The organism is Pseudomonas sp. Hp2 (assembly GCF_006386585.1).
Taxonomy (GTDB): Bacteria; Pseudomonadota; Gammaproteobacteria; order Xanthomonadales; family Xanthomonadaceae; genus Pseudomonas_S; species Pseudomonas_S boreopolis.
The window spans coordinates 103,350-117,587 of record NZ_VAHJ01000001.1 but is presented as its reverse complement, the minus strand read 5'-3'; the positions used below and the strand labels follow the sequence as shown (position 1 = coordinate 117,587).

2 protein-coding genes are annotated in these 14,238 nt (G+C 65.7%); both read left to right on the top strand.

Annotated features, from left to right (window positions below; genetic code table 11):
- Nucleotides 1–32 precede the first annotated feature (32 nt).
- The gene (locus FD678_RS00510) at nucleotides 33–1,247 is read left to right on the top strand and encodes a substrate-binding domain-containing protein (RefSeq protein ID WP_140718659.1); all 1,215 of its coding nucleotides are present in this window, start codon (nucleotides 33–35) and stop codon (nucleotides 1,245–1,247) included.
- 247 nt (nucleotides 1,248–1,494) lie between these two features.
- Nucleotides 1,495–14,169 (top strand): filamentous haemagglutinin family protein, encoded by a 12,675-nt coding sequence (locus tag FD678_RS00505; protein WP_140718658.1) that lies wholly within the window; start codon nucleotides 1,495–1,497, stop codon nucleotides 14,167–14,169.
- Nucleotides 14,170–14,238 lie beyond the last annotated feature (69 nt).

Below are 14,238 nucleotides of genomic sequence, written 5' to 3'. Positions count from 1 at the left end.
GAATCCAGCAACCACTCCAGGAGGGAGATTCCATGTTCAAGGCCAAGTATTTGTGTGCGATGTTGTGTGCCCTTGCCGGTACGGTATCGTCCTCGGCGTTCGCGCAGGTCACGATACAGAGTGGTGGCGCTTCGATTCCCGCGAGCCTGTACAAAGGCGAGCCGGACAGCATTCTTCCGGCCAATTTCACCTATGCGGCGACCGGCAGCGGCATTGGCAAGACGGCGTTCCTGACCAACAACGCCTCGCTGTTCGGCACCACCGGTAACGTGCACTTTGTCGGTAGCGATTCGGTGCTCAGTCCGGCCGAGCTCAGTACCTACGACCAGCAGTACAACAGCCAGGATGGCAATGCCGCCACCATCGCCAATTACGGCAACCTGATCCAGATCCCGATGGCGGCCACACCGATAGCCATTCCTTTCAACAAGGCAGGTGGCTCGTTGGACCTGAGTGTGACCGCGATCTGCGGGATCCTTTCGGGCAAGTTCACCAATTGGAGCCAAGTGCCGAACTCAGGCAGGACGGGCGCCATTACGGTCGTTTATCGCAACGAGAGTAGCGGTGCAAGCGAAATACTGACCCGTTTCCTGACGGCGGCATGTTGGGCTTCGGACGTTTCAGGCACTACGCTTAAATATGTAACTTATCCGAATGGTACTACATACGGGCCTGGCTTCTCGGTGCAGTCAACCTTCCGTAACGTGTTCGTCAACAATACTGTCCCTCCCAACTTCATCTCACCGCAAATCAGGGGAGATGTGGCGCTTTACAACACGATCTACGCGGCGGATGGCCGAATCGGCTACACCGGACCCGATGTGATACCGGATATGGGCGATGCGACCAAGGTGGCCAGGATCAAGGGATTCTCGCCGAACCAAGCGAACATACAAGCTACGCTCGACACCGTTGCGCCGCCGACCGGTGCCGCCGCGGCCGATCCGGCCTATTGGGTTCCAACCTTCGGCAACCCGTCCGCGGGCTATCCGATCATCGGTTACACGAATCTGATCTTGAGCCAATGCTATGCCGATGCGACGGTGGCAAGTAATGTTTTGAGCTTCCTGCGTAAAAACTACGCGGCTGTTTTCAATAATGATGCTGCAATCCGTGCACATGGTTTTATACCGCTGACTGCCACCTGGAAGACCGCGATCCGCAACCGCTTCACCGTCGCGGGCGCGCCGCAGCTGATCGGCGACACCGCCAACGGCTGCGCCGGCGTCCCGGGCCGTCCGCTCTGATCGCACTGGAAGGACGTCGCTAATCGGGCCAGGGATGGCCCGTCCTCCAGCCGGCAGTGGCCATCGGTCGCTGCCGGCTTTCCTTTGCGGGAAAGCGTTGGACACGGGAGGGGTACGACGGCCCTGGTCGTGTCGTTTTTGGGCCGATCGATACGTCAAGTAAGAATGACGTGAAGCGCCGTGCCGACGCGGCACCGGTGCCCTTGCGTCGCCCCGAATGCGTGGATCAGCCAAGGTATCTCGAAAGATGAACGAGTCGAAGACGGTATGCCGTGCCGGCAAGAGCAAGGGCGTCAACCTGCCTGCGGGCGATGGCCGGCCGAGGTCGCTCCGTTTCAACCGGCTCTCCCATTCGATCGCGGCGCTGCTGCTGGTGGGCGGGGTGGCGGGCAGCGTCGCCGCGCAGCAGGCGTTCAGCCCGGCCTGGTTCGCCAACAAGGGCGCGATACAGGGCAATGCGGCGGCCACCGGGTTGCTGCCCAACGGCCTGCCGGCCAATACGCTCACCGCGCCGCAGCAGCAGTCGCAGGCCGCGCGCGAGCAGCTCCAGCAGTCGATCGCCAATCTCAATACCGCCGCCCAGGCCATCGCACTGCAGCAGGCGCTGCAGCAACAGGCCCGGCAGGCGGCGTTGGTTCGCTCTTCGGACATCCCCAACGGCCTCGGCGAGGGCGGCCTCAAGATCGACGACGACGCGTTGACCAAGGGCTGGCTCAACGCCAACGCGCCGACCCAGTCCACCCAGGACGGCCGCGTGGTCGTGAACATCGAGCAGACCGCCGACAAGGCCATCCTGAACTGGGAGACCTTCAACGTCGGTCGCAACACCACGGTGAATTTCGACCAGCAGGCCGGCTGGGCGGTGCTGAACCGGGTGAACGATCCGTTCGCGCGCCCGTCGCAGATCCAGGGCCGGATCACCGGCGACGGCACGGTGTTCCTGCTCAACCGCAACGGCATCCTGTTCGACGGCTCCTCGCAGGTGAACGTGCGCAACCTGGTGGCGGCCGCGGCGACGATGACCGACAGCCAGTTCAGCAATAGCGGCCTGTACAGCGCCGGCAATGCGCCGAGTTTCACCAACGCGGGCGGCGCGGTCTTCGTGGAGCAGGGCGCGCTGATCCGCACCGCGGCGCCGGCCAAGTCCACCGATGGCGGCGGCTACGTGCTGTTGCTGGGAACGGACGTCGCCAATGCCGGCGAGATCGCCACCCCCAAGGGCCAGGCGATGCTGGCGGCGGGCGACAGTTTCATCATCCGCAAGGGCGTGAGCACGTCAGGCAATGCCGCCTCGACCACGCGCGGCAACGAGGTGGCCGTGCTGCGCGATGCCGATGGCGTGGATGCGGCCGGCGACCCGCTGCCGAATCCCTCCGGCACGGTACGCAATACCGGCCTGATCCAGGCGCGCGAGGGCGACGTGACCCTGGCCGGCCATGACGTGCGCCAGGACGGCGTGGCGATGGCCTCCACCACGGTCAACAACCGCGGCACCGTGCACCTGTTGAACTCGCGCAGCGATGCCAGCGGGCGGGTCGCGCTGGGCGAGGGCGCGGTGACCGCGGTGCTGGTCGAGGACGATGGCAAGACCACCGCACTGGACGGCCAGCGCGATGCGCTGATCGAGGAATCGACCAAGCAGGATCTGTTGCGCCAACAGAGCAGCAGCGGCGCGTTCGACAACCTGTCGCGCCTGTCCGACCGCCGCGACCAGTCGCGCGTGGAGATCGTCTCCGGCGGCGATGTCGCCTTCGAACGCGACAGCCTGACCCTGGCGACCGGCGGCCAGATCGCGGTCGAGGCGCAAAGCCGCGCCTTCGTCGCCGGCCGGGCGCAGCTCGACGTGGCCGGCGCGGTGGGCGTGCAGGTGGCGATGGACAGCAACGCCATCAAGCTCAACGTGCAGGGCAACGAAATGCGCGACTCGCCGCTCAATCGCGACGGTGGGTTGCTGAGCAGCACGGTATGGGTGGACACGCGCGACCTGGTCTATGTGCCGGCCGGTACCGGCGGCTATGAATCCGAGCGCTGGTACACGCCCGACGGCCTGCTGGAAGTGGGCGGCTACCTGGGCAACCAGGGGCATCGCATCGGAGAGTGGGCGGCGCAGGGCGGCACCATCACGCTCGGCGGCAACGAGGTGGTCACCCAGGCCGGCTCGACCGTGAACATCGCCGGCGGCACGCTGGACGTGCAGAGCGGCTACATCAACCAGACCTGGCTCCGCACCCAGGACGGCCAGGTCCACGCCCTGGGCAAGGGGCCGAGCAATGCGGTGTACGCGGGCCTGTACACCGGCTACACGCTCGACCATGCCCGCTGGGGCGTGAAGGAAGACTTCTACAGCCCGATCCTGGCCCCGCAGCGGCGATTGGAGAACGGCTATACGGTCGGGCGCGATGCCGGTCGATTGGTCATCAGCGCGCCGACCGCGGTGCTGGAAGGCGATATCGTCGCCGACGTGTTCAACGGCGGGCAGCAGACCGGCGCCCGTGCCGATGGCGCCATCGATGGCTACAAGCTGGGGCAGAACACGGTGGCCAAGGCGGGCTCGCTGGTCCTGGGGCGCTACGGCCTGGATACGAGCGCGCCGAACGGCTTGTTCGACGTGAACGTAAAGATCGGCCAGGTGGACGATATCGCGTCCGCGCTGGCGGCCACCGATGCGCTCGCCGAGGACCGCATCGGGACGGCCTGGCTGGACGCGGACCGGCTCAACCGGAGCGGGCTGGGCGGGATCGAGCTGAAGACGCGCGACAGCATCGGCATCGAGCGCGATCTGATCCTGGCCGATGGAGGGACCGTCGCACTGGTGGCGCCGACCATCGACATCGGCGCCGGCATCACCGCGCGCAGCGGCAGCATCTCGGCCACCAACTATTTCGCCGGCGGCACTGGCCAGGGTGCCGAAGAACTGCTGTCCAACAGCGACGGCGCCGCTTCCATCACGCTAGGCGAACACGCCACGCTGGACGTGCGCGGCCTGTGGGTCAACGACACTATCGGGCCATCGCGCCCCGGCGCGCTCGCGCACATCGACGGCGGCACCGTCTCGCTGTCTTCGTATGCCGACCTCACGCTGGCCGCAGGAAGCCGCATCGACGCCTCTTCCGGGGCGGCCCTGCTGGCAGGCAACAAACTGCGCGGGGGGCAGGGTGGCGATGTCAGCCTCAGTCCTGCCGCTCGTGCCGGTTTGGTGCCGCTCGACAGCACCTTGGCGCTGGATGGCGAGATCGCCGGCTATGGCGTCAAGGGCGGTGGCACGCTCAAGATCGAAACCGCGTCCGCGATCACCATCGGCGGGACGCCGTCGGGCACCGATGGCATCACGTTGTCCACGGATCTGTTCCAGTCCGGCTTCTCGCAGTACGACATCAATGGCTATGGCGGCTTGACGGTCAGCGAAGGTACGGCACTCGACGTGACGATGCCGGTCTATCGGCTGGGGGCCAGCGGTACGCGCGCGCCGACGGGGACCGATCCGGCGGAGGTGCTCGAACGCTGGACTCCACCCGTCTACCTGGAGGACCCGGCCAAGGGGGCAATGACCCAGCGGGGCGGCGCGAGCCTGAAGCTGGGCACCGGCAACCATGCCACGCTCAATGGCACCCTCGACATCGGCAAGGGCGCGGTCGTCACGGTCGATCCCGGCGAGACCATCGAGCTCAGCGGCCGCAAGCAGATCACCATCGACGGCGCGCTCAATGCGTGGGGCGGGCGCATCGCGATCACCGATCCGGGTATGGAGAATACCGGCGCGGGCTATGCTTCCGCGCCGCATGACACTTCTGTCTGGATCGGCGACGAAGCGGTACTGGACGTCGCCGGACGCAGCCATGTCGCCCTCGACGCCAACGGCCGGCGCTACGGCGTGGTCCAGGACGGCGGCTCCATCGAGGTGGGGGGCGCGCTGGACTGGGAAGACACGCCGAATAATCCCAATCGTCCTTCGGACCGATTCCTCATTGTCCGCCCTGGCGCGGTATTGGATGCCTCGGGCACCAGCGCCGTACTCGACATCGCGGGCACGGGCCTGAGTTCGTCAGTGCAGCCGCACACGATCGCCACCGATGGCGGTTCGATCGTGCTGCGCTCGGCGAACGGCCTCTATCTCGACGGAACCCTGCGTGCGGCGGCGGGTGGCGAAGGCGCTTCTGGCGGCACGCTGGGCCTGGCGTTGACGGGCGCAATCTGGTCTGGGCCGCAGGATCCGGCGATATTGGCGCCTCGCGCCATCACTTTGGCTGAAACCCAGGGGGAAAGCGTCCTGTCCACCGGCCTGCGTGCGGGCATGGCGGATGCCAACCTGGTCTATGGCTATGGGCGCCTCGGGCTCGATGCGATCGACCGCGGCGGTTTCGATCATCTCTCGCTGCTGGGCGACGTGCGCGCAGAGTCGGCGCTCACCCTGCGCGCAGGCGGCAGCATCCGTCTGTATGGCAGTCTCGGAATGGCAGAGGATGCCGCCGGAGCGGCGACGCTCTCGATCGCCGCTCCCTATGTTCGATTGGCGCAAGCGGAATTCACGATGCCATTTGCGTCCGAACATGCGGTCTTTCCCAAAAGCGCTCCGTTCAGGACCGATCAGGATGAACGGCTCGCCGTCGATGCGGACCTGATCGACATCCGCGACACGATCGATTTCGCCGGGTTCGACGATGCGGCGCTGACCAGCCGGGGCGATATCCGCTTGCTGGACAGCCCATTGAAGCGTCCTACCAGTACAACTTGGCCGACCCAGCTTCTCGCGCCATCCAGCCTGACGCTCACTGCAGCGCAGATCTATCCCGCCACCGCCGCGCGGGCACGCATCGCGGTGGGCCTGTCCAAGGACTACGAAGGCCAGGGTTTAACAATCATCTCCAACCCGGACAGCCGCCTGACCGTCCGGTCGAATGGGGGGGCAACACCGGACGTTCCCTATTCGGCATTTGGCACGCTTTCCCTGGCGGCTGCCCAGATCGACCAAGGCGGCGTGGTGCGCGCACCGCTCGGCAGCATCCTGATCGGGGCGAACGGAGACATGGGCTCTGGAACGGTCAGTTCGCAGGTGGACTTCCTGCCCGGCAGCCTCACGTCGGTCAGCGCCGCGGATCTGGTCATGCCTTATGGCGGTACCGTGGATGGGATTGTTTATAAGTACGATGGCAACGAGCTCACCTTGGATGCAGTGAGCGACCGGAACGAAAATGACATCAAGCGCGGCATTTCCCTGCGCGGCGAGGCGATCGAAGTACAAGACGGAGCCGTACTGGATTTGTCCGGCGGCGGCGAACTGACGGGGGCAGGCTTCGTCAGCGGGCGTGGTGGTTCAGTAGACGTGCTGCATACTGCCTTGGCCAACGCCAGCCCTGCCTACGGTTTCAGCGGATCGGACAATGCGGTCTATGCCATCGTTCCAAGTTTTGCCGGCAGCTACGCGCCAGTATCGCCCGATGCAGGAGCGGGCAACCCGGCGATTGGCCAGCAATTGACGATACCGGAAGGCGTACCCGGCTTGCCGGCAGGCACCTATACGCTGATGCCGTCGACCTATGCGTTGTTGCCTGGCGCGTTCCGCGTCGAGATCGGCGCACCCAGTCAAACCGGGTTGGCGGGAGCGACCGGAACCGGCACCGGTTCCTACGTCGTGGCCGGCACGCTCGGGTTGGCCAACACCGGCACCCGCAATGCTTTGCCGAGCCAGGTCGTTTTGACACCTGCGGACACGGTGCGTGCCCAGTCCTCTTACAACGAGACCAGCTACAACGCCTTCGTGCTGGCCGATGCCAAGCGACGGGGTGTAACCCGTGGCATGTTGACCAGCGACGCCAAGACGCTGGACCTCAATCTAGCCAGTGGTGCTGGGCTGGGCGATACGCCTGCGCTCACTTTTGATGGTGAAGCGCGCTTTGCACCGAAGAGCGGAAGCGAGGGTTTTGGTGGCAGCTTGTTGGTGCGCACGTCCTCGAATTCGAGCATTGAGATCCTGGCCGACGGTCAGGCGCCGGTGAGCACGGATGGTGTGGCGCTTTATGCCAGCGATCTCAATGCCTTTGGCGCTTCACGAATGATGGTAGGGGGACTGCCCTATCTGAACGAGGGATACGGCGACAATCTGGTGCAGTTCGTCCAGGGGGCACGCAACGTGACGCTGCGATCGGGAGCCGTGTTGTCTGCTCCCGAAGTGTTCCTCGTTGCCGGCGGCGGTACATCGGGCGGCATTCTCGTCGAGCAGGGGGCTTCGATCACCACGCTCGGGCGCGGTGCACCGGCTTACGATTCCAGCGACGGTTTCCTCTTCGCGCCCGCAACTCAGGGTGTACTCGCGGTGTCCAATGGTTGGATCAACCTGCTTGCGCCAACCTATGCCGGCAGCACGCCGATAGATATCGGCAGCTGTGCTTCGATCTGCTCCGGCAACACCACGCTTTACACGGAGGGCACGATTGCGGTCTCGACGAATGAAGCCTTCACACTGCGTGACAACCTGAGTTACGGTGCGCGCAACCTGGTGTTCGGCGTTTCCGCGGTCAATCTCGGTTCGACCCAGGCTTTGAACGAAGCCGCCGCCGCCGGCCATCTGCCGCCCGGCATGTCGCTCAACCAGGACGTGCTGTCCAGCCTGCTCAAGGGCAACACCGCCATCGGCACGCCCGCGCTCGAGACGCTGGTGCTCAACGCGCGCGAATCCTTCAACCTGTTCGGCTCGGTCGAGCTCAATACCCTGGCTGCCGGCTCGGGTAGATCCTCGGTCCAGCGGTTGGTGTTCGGTACGCCGGCCATCTATGGCTACGGCTCGGCGAACGACACCGCCACGATCACCGCGGGCGAGTTCATCTGGTCGGGCGCAGTGGCCGCCGATTCCAATCCGCTGCCCGGCGTCGCGACGCCCGCTGCACCAGGCGCGGCGATGCGCGACCTGCTCGGCGACGGAAGCCTGGATATCAAGGCCGACCGCATCCTGCTCGGCTACGCCCCCAACACCCAGCCGGCGCCTCTGGTATCCGCCGACCGGCTCGCGCTCGGCTTCGGTTCGGTCAACCTGACCGCCCGCGATGCGATCACGTCCAGCGGCAAGGGTTCGCTGGCGGTGTACCACCAGCAAGGCGATTACGTCGCCGGCGAGGGCTGGCAGTACAGCGGTGGCGACCTGACCCTCAACAGCCCGCTGGTGACGGGCGAGTCCGGCTCTGCGCTGCGGATGTCCGCGGGCAATGCGATCGCGTTGACCGGCGCCGGAACCACCGCGGGCAACGACGCGCTCGGCGGCGAGCTGCAACTGTCGGCCCGGACCATCGATATCGATACCACGGTCGCGCTGGCTTCCGGCAAGCTGGGTCTGGACGCGGCCGGCGACATCGACCTGGGCGACAACGCGCGGATCGACCTGTCCGGTCGTGAAGTCCAGATGTTCGACGTCAAGAAGTACAGCTGGGGTGGCGATCTCGCCATGGCCAGTGCCGATGGCGATATCGTTGCGTCGGCGGGTTCGGTGATCGACCTGTCGGCCGAGCACAACCGAGCCGGTGCCATGACGGTCACGGCGCTGGGCGACGGTGCGGGACAGGTGGATCTGGCGGGCACGATCCTGGGTTCGGCCAGCGGCCAGCACGATGTGGGCGGTACCGTGGTGCCCTATGACGCGGCCCAACTGACGCTGCGTGCGCAGACGCTGGCCGATTTTGCCGGACTCAATGCACGCTTGAACAAGGGCGGGCTGTTCGGCGCGCGCCGCTTCCAGATCAAGCAGGGCGATCTTGTCGTCGGCGACGGCGTCAAGGCGCGCGAGGTGCAGATCGTGCTCGACGGCGGCGATCTCACCGTCAACGGCACGATCGATGCGTCCGGTTACCAGGTCGGCGCGATCCGTCTTGCCGCGATGGGCGATTTGACCATCAACGGCTTGCTGGATGCGCATGCCACCGGTCTGCGCGTGGACAGCTACGGCAAGATCATCGACAGTCCCAATCGCGCCGTCATCGATCTCACCAGCCGCGAGGGCACGCTGACCCTGGCCGACAATGCGGCGATCGACCTGCGCGCCGGCACGGCCGTGCCGGTGGGCAAGGCCGCCGGACAGAACGACGGCGTGGCACGCGGCACGCTCGATCTCAACGCTGCGCGCGTGGGCATGGACGACGTGGCGATCCAGGTGTCTGGTCCGCTCGACGTGCGCGGTGCCAAGATGATCGCGGTGAACGCGTTCCGCAGTTACGACGATGCGCCGCTGGCCGAGCTGCCCGACGTCTCCGGCTCGCGGCCGCAACTCATCACGCAGGCCTATCTGGACCGGATCGATCTCGACAGCCAATCGTTCATCGACGCTGCGCTGGGCAATGCCGCCCTGAGTGGCCGGCTTGCCAATCTGGGCGACCATCACCTGCGCCCCGGCGTGGAAATCGTCAGCAACGCCACGACCAATCCGACCGGCAACCTCACGGTATCCGGCGATCTGGACCTGTCCGGCTACCGTTACGGGCCGCAGGCGAATCGTGCCGACCCGGCTTTGCGCGGTTTCGGCGAGCCCGGCGCGCTGGTCCTGCGTGCGGCGGGCGACCTCAACATCCACGGCAGCATCAACGACGGCTTCGCGCCACCGCCGGACAATCCCGACGAGAAGGGCGCCGGCTGGGTGTTGAGCGAGACGCGCGACAACATGGGCGCCGGCAAGACGCCGTTCGGCGGCGATATCGTCATCCCGATCGACGGCGTGGTGCTGGACACGGGAACGCAGTTCCCGGCCGGCACCACGCTCAACTACGACATTCCGGTGCGGGCAGCGACATTGCCCGGCGGCACCACGCTGCCGGTCGCGGTGACGTTGACCGGTACGTTGACGCTCGCCGCGGGCCAGGTGCTGGCCGCGGACGTCGTCACGGCCGACGGCACGCATCTCAAGGCGGGCACGGTGTTGCCGGAGGCGCTGACCCTGACGGCCGGCGCGCAGCTCGGTGCAGGCACCCACCTGCGCGACAGCGCGGCGGTGGCGGCGTTCACCTGGCCGCGCGGCGTGCCGTTGCCGATGGCGCTCTCCACCAGCGGGCGGATCACGCTGGCGCGAGGTTCACTGATTCCGTCCATGACCAAGGTCGAACTGGTGAACGACGAGCCGGTGAACCTGTGGCCGGTAGATGCGGACGGGCGCCAGAACCGTCGCAACTGGGCGCTGGCGGAAATGTTGCCGGAAGGCACGACGTCGTGGGACCTGACCGCGGTGGCCGGTGCCGATCTGAGTTCGGCGGATGTGCGGGCGCTCAACGTGGCCAGCAAGGGTGATATCGTGCTGGCGGATACGCATTATGGCCTAAAAGGGGCAACGACCGGCGGCAGCGCCTTGGTCTTGTCCGAGGCAGGATCAATCAATCTCGTTGGGGATACTTCAGTAGCCGGGCTGACCGAACAGGAATTCTTGGACATGTTCGGCTTAAAGGATTTCGCGCGGGATGTCTACGGAATACCCTTCAGTGAGTTCTGTAATCTTGGGGGCTATTGCACAACCGTCGAAGCTTCCAAAGTCTTGTCCGAGGCAGGATCGATCAATCTTGTCGGGGATACTTCAGTGGCTGGACTGACCGAACGGGAATTCCTGGACATGTTCGGCTTAGAGGATTTCGCGCGCGATGTCTACGGGATACCGTTCAACGAGTTTTGCAACCAGGGCGATTTCTGCAGCGGCGGTGGCGGAAACAATATCTACACCTATACCCCCGAGTATCCCCTCTACAGCGTATTGCGCACTGGCAGTGGGGACCTGAGCTTGCTGGCAAGCCGTGACATAAAAATGATGTCGGCATTCGGCATCTATACCGCAGGAACGCAGACCTCGCTGCCCGGTGGCGAGGCTGCCAACGCAACTTTCAACCTGCCGCGCGGCACACGTGCAGGTACGACGTCCATCCTGGGCGATGTGGACGAGAGCATGGATTACTCCGCCGCGTTGGCTGCCTACCGCGCCTGGTATCCGGACCAGGGCGGCAATGTACTGGTGTCCGCCGGGCGCGACGTGGTGGGCGACAGCTGGGGATCAAGCGCTTCGAGCGATCCCACCGGCACGGAGGGTGCGGCCCTCTATGCCAGCGGTGCGGTGGGCAACTGGCTATGGCGCCAGGGGAGCGGAAGTACCGCGGGCATGGACAGTATCGCCACCAGTTGGTGGATCAACTTCGGTACCTACGTGAACGCCTCGACCGCAACCAAGGCCACGCCGCGATTGGTGGGATTCACCGGTATCGGCGCCTTGGGCGGTGGCAATGTGCAGATCAATGCGGGCCGGGACGCCGGCGTGGTCGAGGCGCGTGGCGACAGCGTGTATACGACCGGCGGCTATCGTGCGGCTCGTTCGCAGGGACTGGTGGCCGCAGTCGGCTCCACCGGCCGAGTCGTGGGCGACGATCTGGTGCTGACCGGCGGTGGCGACCTGTCGATCAAGGCCGGTGGCGCTTTCAATGCAGATCTGCGGGCGACGTCGCAGGAAAGCCAGAACGCGGATCGAAACCAGAATCTGGATCTCAATGGTGTACTGACGAATCTACGCGGAGCCTTGGTACTGGAAAGTGGAATGCTGGGCGGGCTTACCGCAGGTTACGGTGGTAGTGGTGGTGGGATTAGGACGGACGATCCTTTCACCCGAGCCGGTGGCCTCGCCATGGGCGGGCCAGTGCTGGTGTTGGGTGACGCCGTGACCAACATCGATACACGTGGTGACTTGGTGTTGGGAGGCGCAAGCGATCCCGGTCGCGTTGCCGTTCCGAATACCTCGCCTTGGACCTGGAACGGCGTCGATCATGCGGGGCAAGGGCTGGGATGGTTCTCGCTCTGGACTAGGAATACCGCCATCAATCTGTTCTCGGCTGGAGGCGATCTAACACCGACCCTGTTGCCCTCTGCGAGCAGGCGCGGAAGCAACGTGGAAGCCGAATGGACAGGGCCAAGTGGTAGGCAGTATTTGCTTTATCCGTCGATCTTCTCGGCAGTGGCTGCGGGTGGTGATATCAAGCTCGGGCGAGGCGCTTATTTGGATACGAATCCGACTTCGACCGAGAGCCCTACGGATAGCATGCTGCTATTGGCACCCTCGACGAATGGCGAGTTGGAGTTACTGGCTGGCAACGCCATCTACGCCACCGGCCATACCTATTCGATCGGCACATCCGGTGCGGATGCCGTACTCCCGTCGCCATTCGCGCCTGCCTTCGCAGGCTACGGCAGTGATATAACGCGCCCTCTTACGTCGAACCTGTCCGTCGACGGCTTTATTCATGGGCCCGAGAGCTACGCCCCCTTGTTCGCCTTCGGGCCGAACACGGCCGTCAACACTGCATTGCACGCAGGCAGCCCGACGCCCACGCGCATCTACGCGGTCGATGGCGACATCGTCGGCCTGAATTCCGGTGCGATCCGGACCGGGGCGGACCTGGACCGTACGCCGAGGGGCGAACGAACGATCACCACCTGGTACGAAGCCGGCGCGCCGGTGTGGATGCGGGCCGGGCGCGACATCCTGGGGGCCGATCTGCTGGCGGTGCACAGCAACGGCACCGACACCTCGCTGGTCGAGGCCGGGCGCGACATCGTCCATACCGGGGTGCAGGTAGCCGGGCCCGGTTCGCTGGAGATCAGCGCCGGGCGCACGATCCTGATGGAAGACCGGGCCAGCGTGACCTCGATCGGTCCGATCGTGGCCGGGGATACGCGGCCCGGCGCTTCGGTCGCGATGATGGCCGGCATGGACGGTGTGGACTGGACCGCGCTGCGCGAGCGTTATCTCGATCCGGCCAATCTCGCCGACTCGGGCCTGCCGCTGGCCGACCAGCCCGGCAAGGTCGCCAAGACCTACGAGGAAGATCTCGCGAAGTGGCTGTCCGAGCGTTTCGGTTTCTCGGGTTCCACGGAGCAGACGCTGGCCTACTTCGACGGGCTCGCGCCCGAGCAGCAGCGCATCTTCCTGCGCGAGGTGTACTACAGCGAACTGCGCGAAGGCGGGCGCGAATACAACGATCCCGACAGCCGCCGCTACGGTTCCTACCTGCGCGGCCGCAACATGATCGCGACGCTGTTCCCGGACCAGGACGCGGGCGGGCAGAAGATCGAGCGCAGCGGCGACATCGTCATGTACGGCGGCTCGGGCGTGCACACCAACTTCGGCGGCAACATCGAGATGATGGCGCCCGGGGGCCAGATCGTGGTCGGCGTGCAGGGCGAGCCGCCGCCGGCCAGCGCTGGCGTGATGACGCAGGGCCAGGGCGACATCCGGCTGTTCAGCGAGCAATCGCTGCTGCTCGGCCTGTCGCGGATCATGACCACCTTCGGCGGCGACATCCTCGCCTGGTCGGAAGAGGGCGACATCAACGCCGGCCGCGGCGCGAGGACCACGGTGCTGTACACGCCGCCGCGGCGTACCTACGACCAGTGGGGCAACGTGGCGCTGGCGCCGCAGGTGCCATCGTCCGGCGCGGGCATCGCCACGCTCAACCCGATCCCGGAAGTGGCGCCGGGCGACGTGGACCTGATCGCGCCGCTGGGCACGATCGACGCGGGCGAGGCGGGAATCCGCGTGTCGGGCAACGTGAACCTGGCGGCGCTGCAGGTGCTCAACGCGCAGAACATCCAGGTGCAGGGCGAATCCACCGGCCTGCCGGTGATGGCGTCGGTGAACGTGTCGGCGCTGACCTCGGCCACGGCCGCGGCCGGCAGCGCAGTGCAGGCCGCGCAGGACATGGTCAAGCAGCAGACCCGCCAGGCGCGCCCGTCGGTGATCCAGGTGCAGGTGCTGGGCTTCGGCGACCGGACCAGCAGCGTGGACAAGCCGCGTGGCCAATCGCAGCAGCATGCGTCCTACGATCCCGGCAGCGCCTTCCAGTTCCTGGGCAGCGGCCAATTGAGCGAGGAACAGGCGGCGCGGCTCACGGACGCCGAGCGGCGCAACCTGGGACGGTACTGAGGTCGAGGGCAAGGACGTGCCGGACGGCATTCTCGCTGCCCGGCGACACGGATGTCCAAAAAAGCTCCG